The sequence below is a fragment of the Streptomyces sp. NPDC059649 genome (assembly GCF_042734445.1).
Taxonomy (GTDB): Bacteria; Actinomycetota; Actinomycetes; order Streptomycetales; family Streptomycetaceae; genus Streptomyces.
The window spans coordinates 1-15,300 of sequence record NZ_JBHWDV010000045.1 but is presented as its reverse complement, the minus strand read 5'-3'; the positions used below and the strand labels follow the sequence as shown (position 1 = coordinate 15,300).

The window sequence follows — 15,300 nt, the reverse complement described above, 5'->3', positions numbered from 1 at the left end:
ACGCCCGTCACCGGGCGCCTGCCGCCGAGGCCCTTACTGGGCGGGGGTGCCGGCCTTCTTCTTACGGAGGAAGAACACCGCGGCGCCACCGACCACGACCAGGACGACCGCGACGCCCGCGATCATCGGGGTGGCGCTGCTGGAACCGGTCTCGGCGAGGTCGGTGCCGTGGCCGCCACCGGTGCTGCCGCCGACCGACGCCGGGCTGGGCTTGGGCGAGGGCTTACCGCCACCGCTGCCCGCGGTCTTGCAGTCGAGGACCCCGGAGAAGGTCTTCTTGAAGCCGCCCGCACCCTTGATGGTGATCTCGTAGGGCTGGTCCTCGGCCACCGGGACGGTCACGGTCTGCGACTTGCCCGGGGCGATCTCGTAGTCCTTGCCCGCCAGCTGGAAGCGGAACGCCTCATCGCCCTTGTTGCTGGCGGTGACGTCCACGCCGCCCTTGGAGCAGTTCTTCTCGGCGGTGATCGCCGGGATGGCGCCCTGCTTCTTCCAGGAGACCGTTGCGGCCGCGGAGACCGTGGACTCGCTGGAGCCGGCCAGGATCTGGGTCTGGCTCTTGGCGTGCTCACCGATGCCGGTGAACGCCCGGCCGACCGGCACCTTGGTGGCGGCCTGCGCGGTCAGCGAGGTGCTGCCGTCCGCGGCGCCCTTCGGCACGTCGAAGAACAGCTGGGTGCCGTCGGCGGCGCTGGTGACCGGCTTGCCGTCCTTGCCGACGATCTTGACGCCGGCCGGCGCACCGGCGGCCGGGGAGATCGTCACGTTATCGGCGTTGGTGTGCACGGTGACCGGGCCGAGCTTGTTGCCCGACTTGCCGGAGACGGCCGGCGGGTCCAGCGTCAGCGACGCCTTGGGCTCCTCGACGCTCTGCGCGCTCTTCTCGAGGTAGTCGGCGAGCTTCTCCGCCGCCGGGTCGACCGCGTCCACCTTCACGTGGTCGGAGAAGCGCCAGATCGCGACCTGGGTGCCGGCCGCCGCGGTCTTCTCGGTGAGGTTCCCGGCACCGGCCTTGGAGGCGAGCGCGGCGAGGTCGTTCACCTGCGGGTAGGAGTTCTGCAGGATCCAGCGGATCTTGCCGGCGTCCCCGTTGTTGTGCAGCGACGAGGCGCTCCAGGGCACTTCCTGGTACTTCGCCTGCTGCTGCGTCGGGTTGTGGATGTCGATGCAGTAGGTCTGCAGCGTGCCACCGTTGTCGACGGACATCTCGAACAGGCCCGCACCGACGCGCTGGTCCCCGCCGTCGTTGTGCACAACCGCCTGGTCGAAGATCTTCAGGCCACCGAGCGTGGCGGTGGCACCCCCGTGAGCCGGGGTCGTGTCGTCCGCCACTGCGGTCCCCGCGGTGGCTATCGCACCCGCCGCGACGAGGCCGGAGGCCACGACCGCGGCGGCAAGGCGGGCTGCGCCCCGCCTCTTCATCGAAAGCATGAATTTCCCCTCTGGGCGAGGCGGTCGGGTGGGGAAGGTGCCTCGCCGGAAAGATCCAAAGAACTCAAACAGCCGAACGTCAGCCCCCGTGAGCCCCCGTGACTACTCGTCGGATCTTAAGGAGCAGGCGCACCAGGGTCCCCAGTAATGGCATCCCATAAGCGATCCGAATCGCAATTGTTACCGAACACAGGCACCCTGACCTGGCATTATCGACAAATCCCCGGGACGTTTCAGGGCACTGCGGCCTTCTGCGACGAATTCGCCACGTCGACTGGCCCGGTGACGGCCTCGTGGGCGGTCTCGTGGGCGGTCTCGTGGGCGGTCTTCGTTGACGGCCCCGGGGGCGGCCTCGTGAGCGAGCTTGGGTGACCAGCTCGTGGGCGGACTGGGTGATCGGGTCGTTGGCTGGCTTGGTGGGTGACTCGGTGACTGGCTTGGTGACTGGCCTGATGGCTGACTCGGTGACTGGCTTCGTGGCCGGCTCGGTGACCGGCCCGGTGGCTGACTTGGTGACCAGCTCGGTGACCGGCCCGGGTGGCTGACCCGGTGGCCGCCTCGGTGACCGGCCCGCCGGTGCCGATCCCTGGCTCACCGTCAGGCCCGCGTCCTCAACCGTCCTGCCTGCTCCTACGGTTGGGTTACGGGCTCTGGCGCGGGACGGGGTCTGGTTCCTGATTCTGGGCCTGGTTCTGGTTCCGGTTCCGGATTCGGGCGCGCGCCCTGGAACGGGTCCGGGCGTGGGGCCGGGACCGGTTCCTGGTCGGTCACGTTCATGCGGCTCACGCGGGTGACTCTGCGGAAGGCCGCCGTGCCGCGCGACAGGTCGTGCCCGATCGCGACGGCGTCGACCTCGGCCGAGAACCAGCGCTGCCCGCCCTTCTCCGGCGACTGCTCCCCTTCCCGCAGCCGCAACCGCCCTTGCACCACCAGGGGTTCGCCCACCGCCACCGATGCCGCGACGTTGTCGGCCAGACCCCGCCACGACCGGACCGTATAGAAACTCGTCTCCCCGTCGGTCCACCGCTCCTGCGCCTTGTCCCACCGCCGGGACGTCGCCGCGAGCCGGAACCTCGCCACCGGCACGCCCGCCGTCGTCTGCCGGTGCTCCACCGCCGTCGCGGCATTGCCCACCAGCGTCACCATCGTCTCGTTCATGGAAATCCACTCCCCCGTCTCCTGCGCGCTCGCCGGGTCGCTCGCGCGCTGCGTTGACCTCATGCTGCACGGATCCGGCAAGCCCCGCTGCGGCCTGTGGACAACCTGCCGGCTGTGGACAACTCGGCCACTCGAAAGGGGCACTGGAGCGCAGTGTCCCTCCCGCGTCCTTTGCCGTCAGGCCCCCGACGCCACCGCGTACTGCTCCCGCACCTCGCGGTAGCGCAGCAGCTCGGCGGCGACCGGCTCCAGCACCCGGCCCCGGCCACAGGCCGCCGCCGCGTTCCGCAGCCGCCGCTCGGCGTCCTGCCCGTACCGCCGCGCGGGACCGCGTGCCACCACCCGGCACAGCCATGCCAGCGCCGGACCGCCCACCGATCCGATGACCGCGGGCAGCAGCCCGGAGACCCAGGTCGAGGCATCGACCAGCCCGGTCAGCGCCGCCAACAGCCACAGCACCCCGATGAGTTGGAGGACGGACAGCATCCCCTGAAGCGCGGCGGCCACCGTGCACCACCGCGGCTTGACGGCCGGTCCGCCCCGTAGCTCCTCCTCCGCATCGGCCGCCACCTTGTCCAGCGCCTCCGGCAGCCCGCACGCACCCCGGTCCGCCGCCTCGCGCACCGCCTGCGCCCAGGGCGCCGGCAGCCCGTGCGCCGCCTCCGCGGCCACGCCCCGTACGGCCTGCTCCACCACTGGCCGGGCCGCCGCCCGGACCACCACCGGGTCCCCCAACGCGTCGCCGCCCCAGGCCCCGGACATCCGCCGGTGGCCCGCCGTCACCTGCCGCGCTGCGAGCGCGGGTCCGGCCACAGCCTTGCCGCTCGTCCCCCCGCCAACCGTGTCCTGCCGACCACCCGTCCGCCCCAGGGTGCGCACCTCGACCGCTCCACGTCCCACGCCGGTGGTTGCCTGTCCCGCCCCGGTCGTTCCGCCGCCCGCGCCGGTCGTCGCGCCTCCCGGCCCGTGGTTCGGCCGCGCGCCACGGGCCCGGCGGACCCGCAGCCGTGCCCAGGGGGAGCCGCAGGCCCGCTCCGCGTACCGGAGCCAGTCACGTTCCGCGGCCCGCCCGGTGGCGACCGCGCCGACCGCCTCGGCCAACCGGTCGGCGAACTCCTCACGGGCCCGTTCGGTCAGTCCGACCTGGCTCCGGGCCACGTACACCGACCGCAACCGCTCGGCCGCCGCATCCACGTCGGCCGCCAGCCGCCGGTCCGCCGCGCCCCGTTCGGCGACGAACTGGCCGAGGGACTCCCGTAGTTCCGCGACACCCTTGCCGGTCGCCGCCGAGAGGGCGAGCACCGCCGCGCCCGGCTCCCCGTGTTCGCCGAGCGCCAGGCCGTCCTCGTCGAGCAGCCGGCGCAGATCGTCCACCACTTGGTCGGCGGCCTCTCCGGGCAGCCGGTCCACCTGGTTGAGGACGACGAACATCACCTCGGCATAGCCCGCCAACGGCCGCAGATAGCGCTCGTGCAGCACCGCGTCCGCGTACTTCTCCGGGTCGACCACCCAGATCACCGCGTCCACCAGCGCCAGCATCCGGTCGACCTGGGCACGGTGCTCGGTGGCCGAGGAGTCGTGGTCGGGCAGGTCGATCAGGATGAGTCCGCGCAGTTCGGGGTTGCCGTCCGCGGCCATGTGCCGCCGGTGCGCGGGCACCCCGAGCCGCCGCAGCAGCCCCTCGGCACCTGGTCTGCCGCCGGGCCAGACGCACGCCACCGGCTCGGCGGTGGTCGGCCGCCGCGGCCCGACCTGTGAACGGTTCGCTCCCGCCAGGGCGTTGAACAAGGACGACTTCCCGCTGCCGGTGGCTCCGGCGATGGCAACCACGGTGTGCTCGCCGGACAGCCGGTACCGCTCGTCCGCGGCCTCCAGCACCCGCCCGGCCGCCGCCAGCGCCCGCCCGTCCAGCCGTGACCGCGAGAGCGCGATCAGCTCCCGCAACGCCTCCAGCCGTGCCCGCAATCCGCCCTCCGGCCCCCGCCGGCCGCCATCCGCGACCCACCGATAGCCCTCCACGGGCGGACGCGGCTGAACCATGGCCTCCGCTGGCGACTCCTGCGGCGACCCGCCACACGGTTCGCCACCCGACGCGTCGTACGACCCCTCATACGGCCGTCCCTCATGTGGCCGTCCCTCATGCGGTCTGTCACACGAGGCGCCGATGGGCCCGGCGGCGGACGACCCCAAGGGCCCCTCACCGGACACCGCCCCATCCCGCCCCTCACCGAACGATCCGCCTCGCCCCTGTGCGAACGACCCGCCCCGCGCCTCTCCGGACGAACCGGAACGTCCGTCGGCGAACGAACCGGACGGTCCGACGCCGGACGAAGCGGCACGGCCGGCTCCGTATGCCCCGGTAGGGGTAGTGCCACAGGACGCGGTAGGGGCAGCGCCAGAAGACGCGGTACCCGACTCGCCACCCAATACGGCGTGCGCCGCGCCACCCGGCTCGCCGCACGCCCCTCCATATGCCCCGGCGTGCGCTTCGGCGTATACCTCGGCGAAGGCCCCGGGATATGCCCCGACGCATGACCCACCACCCGCTTCCTCGGTACCGGCGCCCGAAGCGACCCCCGCGGCACCGGCCTGCGGCTCGCCTCGCGACGCGGTCCGTGGTTCGATCCGCGCCCCGCCTGGCCCCCGCCCCGCGCCCGGTCGCGGAACACCGCCTTCCGGCACCCGCCGGGCGATCAACCCGTCATCCCACGCCCCGCCCGACCCCGGTTCCCCGGCCGCCATACGCGCGCCTCCTGGTGGCGCACTCCACGACTCGCCACACCCGGCCGCGCCGCTCTCCGCGTCCCCCACTCCCCGCACGTCACCGGCTCTCTGCGTGTTCCCCGTGCCCGCGCCCTCCCCCACGCCCGAAGCCGTACGTGCGGGCGCACCCTCCCCCACACCCGAATCCGCCGTTCCGGAACCGCTCACCCCGACACCTCCGCCTTCTCCCGCTCTGGCTGCCGTTCCTGCTCCACCACCACTGCGTTCGCCGCCGCGCCTCCCGCCACTACTGCCTCCGCCCGTAGGGCATCCGCCGTCCTCTCCTCCTGCTGCCGCTCGCGCTGCAATACGGACAGCGCGGCGATCAGCTCGGCCTGCTGGTCCGGCGGTACGGTCAGCCGGTCCAGCGGCGCCAGCCGCCGCTCGCGCTCCCCGTCCAGTGCCCGTCCCAGATAGGTGGTCAGCAGCCGCCCGCCCCGGTCGCGGAGCCGCAGCGCGGTCTGGGCCCCCAGAAGGTCGGCGAGGTTCTCGCCCGCCGTACGGGCGCGCCGGCCGCCGAGCAGCGTGGCGGCCAGCAAGGCGGCCGCTTCCTCCGGCTCCACCTGGGCGACGCGTTCACCGGCCGGTCCACCACGCGCGTCACGTGCCTCACGCGCCTCACGGGTCTCCTCCTCGGCCAGTTCCTCCAGGCAGCGCCGCCAGCGACGGACGAGGACGCCCAGCCGGCCGGCCGCTCCCGCGACTTCCGAGTCACCCGACGCGTCCGCCCCCTCCGCGGCTCCCGGCGCTCCGGGCGCTCCCGGGGCCGCGGTCAGCAGGAGTTCGGCGGCCGCGGGATCGCGCCGCCAGGCTTCCGCGGCCCGTTCGTCGGCCTCCTCCACGGCGCAGGTCAGCAACGAGGTCAGCCCGTCCGTCAGCGCGTCGAGCAGCTCGTCGGACCGGCCGCCGGTCCCGTGGTCGCGCCAGTAGGCGCGGGCGTCCCCGGCCAGCACCTCACCGGCCGCGACCTCGCTCCGCACCCGTTCGGCGGCCCGTTCGTACGCCTCCTCGACCCGGCAGGCGAGCCGGAGCCCCGCGGCGTGCTGGGCGGCCGCGGCCCCGGCCAGGGCGGGCAGCCGGCTGCGCAGCGAGGCGATCACCCCGGTGGCGGTACGGTCCGCGGCGGCCCTACGGGCGGCCGGGTCCTGGGCGTGCCGTTCCAGCCACTCGCGCAGCCCGGCGACCGCCGTGGCAGGCAGCAGCCCACTGCCGCCGCCGGCCGACTCGGGGAGCTCGGGAATGGTGAACCGCGGGACGTGGCCGAGGCCGGCGCGCTGCAGCAGTTCCGCGTACCGCCCGGAGATGTCGGTGGCGATCTGGTGCGGGACCCGGTCCAGCACGGTCACCAGCGTGACGTCGTACTCCTTCGCCGCGCGCAGCAGATGCCAGGGCACCGCGTCGGCGTACCGGGCGGCCGTCGTGACCAGAACCCATACGTCCGCGGCGCAGATCAGCTCAGCGGCCAGCTCGCGGTTCCGGGCGACGAGCGAATCGATGTCCGGCGCGTCCAGCAACGCCAGCCCGCTGGGCAGCGCCGTCTCCACCTCGATCCGTACCGCGAACGGCTCCCCACCCCCACCCGCTCCCCCTTTACCGGGGCCGCCACTGTCCCCGTACGCCCCACACTCCCCATACGCCCCGCATCCCTCATGCTCATGGGGAGACCCCTCCGCGCCGCCCTCGTCCTCCTCGGGCCCCCAGACCCGGAGGAGCTGCGGCAGCACCCGCCGTCCGGAGAACCAGTGGACGTCGTCGGGATGGCACACCAGCACCGGCGTACGCGTCGTCGGACGCAGCACCCCGGCCTCCGAGACCCGCCGCCCCACCAGCGAATTCACCAGGGTGGACTTACCGGCCCCGGTGGAGCCGCCGATCACCGCCAGCAGCGGCGCCTGAGGCGAGCGGAGGCGGGGAATCACATAGTCGTCGAGCTGGGCGAGCAGCTCTGCCCGGTTGCACCGGGCCCGGGCGGCGCCCCGTAGTGGCAGCGGAAAGCGTGCGGCTTCGACGCGGTCGCGCAGTACGGACAGTGCGTCGATCAGCCGGGGTCGTACGTCCAAGGTCGCCACATGTGCAGAATGCCCAATTTCGTTGGCTTTTTGAAGCGTATAACCCCTCGTGCGCGCCGCATGAACCACCACAGAATGGGACGAGTGACGCATGGGACGTTCGCGACAACTGAGACGCAGGCATAACGAGTGCACAACACCCGCCCCGCCGAACGTCAAAAGCGGTGCAGGATTCGTACCTGCCTGCGATTATCGGGACCGCTTCACCGAACCTCCACAACGTGCCACGGAGGTGAAGCAACCGGGACGAGGTACCCGGACCTCTATCCTGGTCCGCGGTCCGTGATCCACGCCCACACCGGCCCCCGTAGCTCAGTGGATAGAGCAGGTGCCTTCTAAGCACTTGGCCGCAGGTTCGAGTCCTGCCGGGGGCGCCAGGCGAGACCCTCCCTTGGGGAGGGTCTCTTTTCGTTGGGGGGTGGATGGGGCTGGGGGTGCCGGGGGCGGGCGGGGGCTGGTGGGATGGGGCCTCGGCTGGCTTGGTTACGCCTCTCGCTGGGCGGCCCCTCATCCATCCCCGCCGTCCCCTCACTGCGTTCGCCTGCTCGCCCGGGCCGTGCTGAGGGTGGGGGTGTGCGTAGGGATGTGGGTCAGCTGGCGGCGGGGTGGGGCTTGGAGTGGTGGTGGGGAGGACGGGTCAGGAGGTGGGTGGAGAGGAGGCCGCCGGTGAGGGCGAGGGTGGCGGCGAGGAGGAAGACGGCGTGCAGGGCGTGGGCGTAGGCGGTGGGGGACGGGGTCGGGGGCGGGGCGTACTGGTGGAAGACGGTGCCCAGGAGGGCGATGCCCAGGGCCAGGCCTAACTGGCGGGCGCTGTTGGCCGCGGCGGCGGCCACGCCGGCGTGGGCCGGGGATGCGGAGGACATGGCGGTCGCGGGGAGGACGGGGGACACCAGGCCGGCGCCCACGCCGGTGAGGACGAGGCCGGGGAGCAGGGCCGGCCAGGAGGAGCCGGGGGCGGTCATGAGGAAGGCCAGGTCGCCGAGGCCGACGATCAGCGAGCCGCCGCCGAGGGTCCAGCGGGCGGGCATGCGGTGCAGGGCGCTGCCGACGAGGGCGGAGGTGGCGAAGAACGCCGCGGGCTGGGCGGTGAGGACGAAGGAGGTGCCCAGGGAGGAGAGGCCCGCACCATCCTGGAGCCAGAGGGAGAGGACGGGCAGGAAGCCGAAGCCGGCCAGGTAGTAGACACAGGCGGCGAGGAGCATGCCGTTGAAGGCGGGGCTGCGGAACAGGGCCAGGGGCAGCATGGGTTGCTGCGTGGGGTGGCGCGCCGCGGAACGTTCGACCAGGAGGAAAGCAGCCAGGAGGGCGGCGCCGGTCAGGAAGCCGAGCAGGGTCGACGGGGCCGACCAGCCCGCTTCGCCGCCGCGGATGAAGCCGAAGGTGATGCCGAGGGCGGCCAGGGTGAAGGTGACTATGCCCGGCCAGTCGATGTGGGTCGGCCGGGTGGTGTCACGGGCGAGCACTTTGGCGGAGAGTGCGAGGGTGGCGGCGCAGAGGGGAACCGCACCGTAGAAGATCCACTGCCAGGAGAGGAAGTGGGTGAGGATGCCGCCCGCGATGTTTCCCGCGCAGCTCGCCGCGCCGGCTACCGCGCCCCAGATGGCGAACGCCTTGGCCCGGTCGCGACCGGTGTAGGTGAGGCCGATCAGCGGGAGGAGGGTGGCGAACATGGCCGCGCCGGCGGCTCCTTGGACGGCGCGGGCCGCGATCAGCACCTGGACGTTGGGGGCCAGACCGCAGGCCAGGGTGGCGACGGTGAAGGCGGTCAGGCCGCGGACATAGAGGCGTTTGCGGCCCAGGCTGTCGCCGAGGGAGCCCATGCCGAGGAGCAGTCCGGCGAGGGCGAGGGTGTAGACATCGACGACCCACTGGAGCGGGCCGAATCCGGCGTGCAGGTCGGCGGCGATGCTCGGCAGTGCCACGGTCACGATCGTCGCGTAGACGAGGAGGAGGAACGTACCGAGGCAGGTGGCCAGGAGGGGGAGCCATGTGCCGAGGGTGCGGGGCTTGCTTGGGTGGGGGGTGGGGACCTCGGCGGCGGTGGGGGTGGGGCTGTTGTCGGGCGTGCGGTTGTTGCTGGGTGTGCCGTTGTTGTCGGGTGCGCGGCTGTTGCCGGTGGGGGTGGGACCAACTGGGCGGCGATGGGCGGTTGTTGGGTGGCTTTTGGTGGTGTGGGGGTTCGTGGGTGGGTGGGAAGTCATGTGGTCAGCCTGATGTAATGGTCTTGTGCAGCTGAACCCTTACGGGGAGGACCCCGTCCGCTTTGTGGTCGAGCTCACCAACGCGCCTCCGGGCGGCGTGCGGGAGCTGGAGGAACGGTGCGTGGCGGCGGGGATGGTCATCGACCGGCCCGTCGAACAGGGCGACCTGATCGAGGTGTTGGGCTTTCTCCGGCGGTGGACGGAGGTGGTCGATGCCGAGACGGACGAGCGGCGCGCGGCGCTGCTCAACGGGCTGCTCGCCGAGGCGTCCACCCCTCCCCGGCTGACCGACCATGCGGACGGCGGCTGGCACATTCACTACCGGGAGGACGGGATCGGGTTGGGCGGTGTGTTGCGGGCAGTGGGTGCCGTGGGGACCGCGCTGCACCTGACCGGGCTGGGCACGCACCGGCTGGGACGCTGCGCGCTGGCCGAGTGCGGCAATGCGTATGCCGACTTCAGCCGGGCCGGGCGGCAGCGCTACTGCTCACACGCCTGCGCCAACCGGGACGCCGTACGCCGCCACCGGGCCAAGCGGCGGGCGGAGTAGGGGGAGTACGGGTGGGGCGGGGGGAGTACGGGTGGGGTGAGGGGCGTGGCGGGCATGGGCGTTCCCCTCTGCCGGCCGGCTCGCGTTCTCCTCGGGGCCCCCACCCCCGCCCCCTCCCTCCCCTCCCACCACTCCCCTCCCTGCCCTCGTAGCGCTATGCGGGACCTGATGAGACACCCCCGGCGGAGCTACGACACCCCGAAAGCGTTCCACGGCCTTTGGCATCCCGGAAGCGCCATGCGTGGCCTTGTGGCACCTCGAAGCGCTACGGGCGGCCAACGGCATCTCCGTCATGCCCTACGCGGTGCCTATCGCCGTCCCCGGCGCGTGGGAGGTTGGTCTGTCCGGGGTCGGGGTGTCGAGGGTGAGGGCCGTGGAGAGGGCGTGGCCCTGTTGGAGCATGGCGGTGCGGGCTGCGGGGTCGTTGAGGGCAGCGTTGCGGGCGTCGATGGCCTCCTGGGTTGTGGGGGCGAGGAACTCGCCGGTGCCGCGGCCGCCTTCCTGGCACTGGGTCACGTACCGGCGGAGTCTGCTTTCGTAGCGGGTGAAGGCTGCTGAGTGGTCGTCGGGGGATGCCGCCAGTTCGCCGGCCAGGACGTAGGCGCCGATGATCGCCGAACCGGTGCCCATACCGCCGAGAGTGGCGCCGTAGGCGGCGTCGCCGAGGAGGGCGATACGGCCCGTGGACCAGCACGGGACGTCGACGCGGCTGAGGGAGTCGAAGTAGAGCTCGTCGGCGGCCCAGAGGGTGTCGATCAGCTCCGGGGTGCGCCAGCCGGCTCCTTCGTAGGCGCGGGCTATCGCCTTTTTGTGGGCGGAAAGATCGCGCCGGTCGTGAGTCAGCTCCTCCTCGGAGGCGAAGACGCAGAACGCCTCGCCCGTATAGCCCGGCTCGGTGCTGCGGCGCGGAGTGCGGCCGACGGTCGCCACGCGGCCCGGTTCGGAGTAGCCGACGGATCGGGCGGCCAGGTCGCGGGCGGACTCCGGGAGGTCCCAGGCGGCGACGTAGTAGCCGAGGTGGCTGACGAAGTCCTGCTCGGGGCCGAAGGCCAGTCTGCGCACGGTGGAGTGCAGGCCGTCCGCGCCGATCACCAGGTCGAAGGTGCGGGGCTGGGTGCGGGCGAAGGTGGCGTGGACTCCGTCCGGAGTGGGTGTGAGGGAGGTGAGGGTGTCGTCGAAGACGTACTCGGGTGCCGGGCGACCGTCGGCCGCCGGGGTCAGGCTGTGGTGGTAGAGGATCCGGGAGAGGTCGGAGCGGAGGATTTCGACGTCACCGCCGGCGAACTCGGGTGGCAGGGTGGCGAGTTGGCGGCCCTGGTCGTCGATGAAGCTCATGGCGGAGCCGCCGCCGGTGCTGTGGCGTCTGACCTCGTCCAGGATTCCCATGCGTTCCAGGACCGTCAGATGTGCCGCGCCCCGGAAGTCGACCGCGAACCCGCCGCCGCGCAGGGCGGGGGCCACCTCGACCACGGTGGGGCGGTAGCCGTGACGGCAGAGCCAGTACGCGAGGGCCGGGCCGGCCACGCTGGCGCCGGAGATGAGGACCGTGCGACCTCGGCCGTCGCCGGTTCGGCCACCGGTTCGGCCACCCGATCGGTCACCGGGTCGGTCACCGGTTCCACCCGACGGGTCACCGGGTCGGTCGCCAGGTCGGCCACCGGTTCGGTCCTCCGGCCGGTCGTCAGGGCCACCGTCGGCGTCGGCGAGGCCGAGGCCGAGGCCGAGACCGGCCCCCGCGACCGCATCCGCTTGTGCTTCTCCCTCCAGGCCCAAGGTCTGTGTGTGGGACGTTCCGTGTGTTGCCGTGCGTCGAGCCATTGCTGCTTCCCCCTGTCATCACGCATGAGACCGATCCGCGATCCGCGATCCGCGGTCGGCGGTCGGCGGATCGACAGAAGAAACTGTATCCGATGGACACTGTTCTGTGTACCCCGGACGCAGTTTTAGGATGCGGGGATGGTGGGTGAGGACGAGAAGCGCAGTGTGTTCGGGGACCAGGCGGGCAGTGTCGAGCTGCTGTGGGGTGGGCGGGAGCGGCCCAGTCGCGGGCCCAGGCCGGCGCTGAGCCTGGAGCGGATCACCCGGACCGCGATCGCGCTCGCCGACGTCGGCGGGCTCGGGGCGGTCTCGATGCAACGGGTCGCGGGCGAGCTGGACTTCACGAAGATGTCCCTCTACCGCTATGTGCCGGGCAAGAACGAGCTGGTCGCCTTGATGATCGACAGTGCGATGGGCGAACCGCCGACCCTGCCCGAGGGGTGGCGGAACGGCCTACGGGCCTGGGCGGACGCGCTGTCGGCCGCCTACCGCCGGCACCCCTGGCTGCTGGGTGCGGCCACCGGCCCGCGTGTCATGGGGCCGAACGAACTCGGCTGGACGGAGACGGCGGTGGCCGCGCTGGCGGACACCGGGCTGAGCGGCGGGGAGCAGCTCGATGCCGTGGTTGTGGTGAGCGGCCACGTACGGGCCCTCGCGCAGGTAGCGGCGTCGATGGGGCTGGGCAGTGCGCGGGCGACGGAGCCCGAACAGGTGATGAGCGCGGCGCTGAACGAGCTGCTGGTGGGCCGCGCCGACCGCTATCCGGCGGTCGCCGCGGCGCTCTCCGCCACCGAGGCCGATGCGGCCGCGCGCGACCGGGCGGACGAGTTCGGCCTGGAGCGCATCCTCGACGGGCTGGAGGTCTACATGGGCGGCAACAGATAGCAGGGAGCAGGCGGGGCCGCACCCATGGCCCCTCGCCCGGCGGGCCCCCAACCGAGGGGCCCGCCCCAACGTCCCCTCCCGTAGGCGCCCGGCGCCCGGCGCCCGGTGCCCTGTGCCCGGTGCCCTGTGCCCGGCCAAGAGTGCTCACTACTAAGAGGGCCCGAAAAGGCCCACTCAAACAGGCAGGCTCCGCTCAAACAGGCAGGCTTCGCAGCCAGTCGACGAGGAGGCGGTTGACCTCGTCGGGGCGCTCCTGCTGGACCCAGTGGCCGCAGCCTTCGAGGATGTGGGAGCCGGAGAGGGCCGGCAGGGTGACCGGGAAGGCCTTGATGGCGTCGGCCAGCCAGTGGGTGGGGGCGTCGCGGTCGCCGCCGATGAAGAGGGCGGGCCGGGTGATCGGGGCGCCCTGCCAGGCGGCGAGGTCCGCCCAGTCCCGGTCGACGTTGCGGTAGCGGTTGAGGGCGCCGGTCAGTCCGGACCGCTCGAACTCGCCGGCGTAGTGGTCGAGATCGGCCTCGGTGAGCCAGGACGGCAGGGGGCTGTCGGCCGCGAAGCGGTCGGAGAGCCTGCCGCCCGCGGGGACGGTCAGCCGGGTGAGGCCGTTGCCGTCCTGGTCGTCGGCGGCGGGCTTCGCCTCGCCCGAGAGGCCGGTGTAGATGCCGGCCAGCCAGCCGCGGACGTCCGGTTCGATCTCCGCCTCGGCGCGGCCCGGCTCCTGGAAGTAGCTGATGTAGAACTCCTCGTCGCCGCCGAGCCGCGCGAACGCCTCGGTGGGCCGGGTCGCGCCGCGGGGCGTGTACGGCACGCTCAGCAGGGCGACGGCGGTGAAGAGGTCGGGCCGGAGCAGCGCGCTGTGGGCGGCGATGGGGGCGCCCCAGTCGTGGCCCGCGATGATCGCGGTCTCCTCGCCCAGGGCACGCAGCACGGCGACGTTGTCGGCCACATGGGCCAGCATCCGGTAGGCCGACACCTCGCTGGGCTTGGACGAACGTCCGTAGCCGCGGACGTCGATGGCGACGGCCCGGTAGCCGGCGGCGGCCAGCGCGGCCATCTGGTGGCGCCAGGAGTACCAGGACTCGGGGAAGCCGTGGACCAGGAGGACCACCGGGCCGGTGCCCTGCTCGACGAAGTGGATGCGGCCTTCGGGGATCTCGGCGAAGCGGTGGACCGGGCCGGCGGGGTGGTCGGCCGGTTCGGTGGTCTGCGGCATGCGTCCTCCTAGTGCTCCCAGTGGGGCGGTCTCCTCCGCAGCAGCACCCGTACAGCGGTCAGGCCTGCAGCGTGACCCCTACAGCGTGCACCCCTACAGCGTGCGGCCCTGCAGCGGTCACCCCTGCAACGCCGCCCCTACAGCGTGCAGCCCTGCAGCGCCATCCCTACAGCGGTCAGGCCTGCAACGGTCAGTCCCGCAGCGTGGGCCCTGCAGCGGTCACCCTACAAACGCACCGTCCTGCGGGGTTGTTCCTTCGCCCCGGTCAACAGGCCGTGCAGGGTGGCGAATTCGTCGACGCATTTGGCGGTGCCGTTGACGACGCAGTCCAGGGGCTGGTCGGCGACGCGTACGGGCACGCCCATCTCCTCGTGCAGCCGCCGGTCCAGGCCGCGCAGCAGGGCGCCGCCGCCGGTGAGGGCGATGCCGCGTTCGATGATGTCGCCGGAGAGTTCCGGCGGGCAGGCGTCGAGGGTCTGGTGGACGGCGCGGACGATCGCGTCGACCGGTTCGGCCAGTGCCCGGCGGATCTCCTCCTCGTCGATCTCCTGGAGGCGGGGCAGGCCGGTGATGTGGTCGCGGCCGCGGACCGTGTAGGAGGAGCGGCGGTCCGGTTCGCCGTCCTCGTCGACGTCGACGGGGGTCCACACCGCCGACCCGATGGCGATCTTGATGTCCTCGGCGGTGCGCTCGCCGATGGCCAGGGAGTGCTTCTTCTTGACGTACGCGGTGATCGCGGTGTCCAGGGCGTCACCGGCGACCCGTAGGGACTGGGCGGTGACCAGGCCGCCCATGGAGACCACGGCGACCTCGGTGGTGCCGCCGCCGATGTCCACCACCATGCAGCCGACCGGCTCGTCCACCGGGAGGCCGGCGCCGATCGCGGCGGCCATCGGCTCCTCTATCAGGTGCACTTCGCGGGCCCCGGCCCCCCGGGCGGAGTCGACGACCGCGCGCCGTTCGACGCCGGTGATGCCGGACGGGACGCAGATGACCACCCGCGGCCGGGAGAAGCGGCGACTGGGCAGGGCCTTCTTCATCAGGGCGCGCAGCATCTGCTCGGCGGCCTCGAAGTCGGCGATGACGCCCTCCTTCAGGGGGCGCATCGCGGTGATGCCGGACGGGGTGCGGCCGATGGTCCGCTTGGCCTCCTCGCCCACGGCGATGACGTCGCCGGAGGCGTTGACGGCGACCACCGACGGCTCGTTCAGCACC

10 protein-coding genes and 1 tRNA gene are annotated in these 15,300 nt (G+C 72.6%); 3 read left to right on the top strand and 8 right to left on the bottom strand.

Going from position 1 to position 15,300, the window contains the following annotated elements; all coding sequences use genetic code 11:
* Positions 1-33 precede the first annotated feature (33 nt).
* The 4 genes from ACFV1J_RS32170 to ACFV1J_RS32155 form a co-directional block, all read right to left on the bottom strand.
* On the bottom strand, positions 34-1,431 hold the full coding sequence (locus ACFV1J_RS32170) for an LAETG motif-containing sortase-dependent surface protein (protein ID WP_385864019.1): 1,398 nt from the start codon (positions 1,429-1,431) through the stop codon (positions 34-36).
* A 630-nt stretch (positions 1,432-2,061) separates the two neighbouring features.
* Entirely contained in the window at positions 2,062-2,589 is a 528-nt protein-coding gene (locus ACFV1J_RS32165; RefSeq protein ID WP_385864017.1) for a single-stranded DNA-binding protein, read from the bottom strand.
* A gap of 177 nt (positions 2,590-2,766) precedes the next feature.
* Entirely contained in the window at positions 2,767-4,629 is a 1,863-nt protein-coding gene (locus ACFV1J_RS32160) for a GTPase (protein WP_385864015.1), read from the bottom strand.
* An 887-nt stretch (positions 4,630-5,516) separates the two neighbouring features.
* Positions 5,517-7,421, bottom strand: a complete 1,905-nt coding sequence (locus tag ACFV1J_RS32155; RefSeq protein ID WP_385864014.1) for a dynamin family protein — start codon at positions 7,419-7,421, stop codon at positions 5,517-5,519.
* 301 nt (positions 7,422-7,722) lie between these two features.
* Between ACFV1J_RS32155 and ACFV1J_RS32150 the strand changes: the two genes are divergently transcribed.
* Positions 7,723-7,798, top strand: a tRNA-Arg gene (locus ACFV1J_RS32150).
* Positions 7,799-8,011: 213 nt separating this feature from the next.
* Here the strand turns inward: ACFV1J_RS32150 and ACFV1J_RS32145 are convergent.
* Positions 8,012-9,622, bottom strand: coding sequence for an MFS transporter (locus ACFV1J_RS32145; RefSeq protein ID WP_385864013.1), 1,611 nt, complete (start codon positions 9,620-9,622; stop codon positions 8,012-8,014).
* Between the two features lie 25 nt (positions 9,623-9,647).
* Between ACFV1J_RS32145 and ACFV1J_RS32140 the strand changes: the two genes are divergently transcribed.
* On the top strand, positions 9,648-10,172 hold the full coding sequence (locus tag ACFV1J_RS32140; protein ID WP_385864012.1) for a CGNR zinc finger domain-containing protein: 525 nt from the start codon (positions 9,648-9,650) through the stop codon (positions 10,170-10,172).
* 297 nt (positions 10,173-10,469) lie between these two features.
* On the opposite strand, the gene ACFV1J_RS32135 is transcribed toward ACFV1J_RS32140, so the two are convergent.
* Positions 10,470-11,711, bottom strand: coding sequence for an FAD-dependent monooxygenase (locus tag ACFV1J_RS32135; protein ID WP_385864083.1), 1,242 nt, complete (start codon positions 11,709-11,711; stop codon positions 10,470-10,472).
* Positions 11,712-12,128: 417 nt separating this feature from the next.
* On the opposite strand from ACFV1J_RS32135, the gene ACFV1J_RS32130 reads away from it, so the two are divergent.
* The gene (locus tag ACFV1J_RS32130) at positions 12,129-12,875 is read left to right on the top strand and encodes a TetR/AcrR family transcriptional regulator (protein ID WP_385864011.1); all 747 of its coding nucleotides are present in this window, start codon (positions 12,129-12,131) and stop codon (positions 12,873-12,875) included.
* A gap of 193 nt (positions 12,876-13,068) precedes the next feature.
* On the opposite strand, the gene ACFV1J_RS32125 is transcribed toward ACFV1J_RS32130, so the two are convergent.
* Together ACFV1J_RS32125 and ACFV1J_RS32120 are read right to left on the bottom strand one after the other, a co-directional pair.
* Entirely contained in the window at positions 13,069-14,085 is a 1,017-nt protein-coding gene (locus tag ACFV1J_RS32125; RefSeq protein WP_385864009.1) for an alpha/beta fold hydrolase, read from the bottom strand.
* Between the two features lie 224 nt (positions 14,086-14,309).
* Positions 14,310-15,299 (bottom strand): rod shape-determining protein, encoded by a 990-nt coding sequence (locus ACFV1J_RS32120; protein ID WP_385864007.1) that lies wholly within the window; start codon positions 15,297-15,299, stop codon positions 14,310-14,312.
* Position 15,300: the final 1 nt, after the last annotated feature.

Coding starts and splice junctions, on each gene's coding strand:
- ACFV1J_RS32170 (WP_385864019.1), bottom strand. CDS start 1,431: ATGCTTTCGATGAAGAGGCGGGGCGCAGCCCGCCTTGCCGCCGCGGTC.
- ACFV1J_RS32165 (WP_385864017.1), bottom strand. CDS start 2,589: ATGAACGAGACGATGGTGACGCTGGTGGGCAATGCCGCGACGGCGGTG.
- ACFV1J_RS32160 (WP_385864015.1), bottom strand. CDS start 4,629: ATGGTTCAGCCGCGTCCGCCCGTGGAGGGCTATCGGTGGGTCGCGGAT.
- ACFV1J_RS32145 (WP_385864013.1), bottom strand. CDS start 9,622: ATGACTTCCCACCCACCCACGAACCCCCACACCACCAAAAGCCACCCA.
- ACFV1J_RS32130 (WP_385864011.1), top strand. CDS start 12,129: ATGGTGGGTGAGGACGAGAAGCGCAGTGTGTTCGGGGACCAGGCGGGC.
- ACFV1J_RS32125 (WP_385864009.1), bottom strand. CDS start 14,085: ATGCCGCAGACCACCGAACCGGCCGACCACCCCGCCGGCCCGGTCCAC.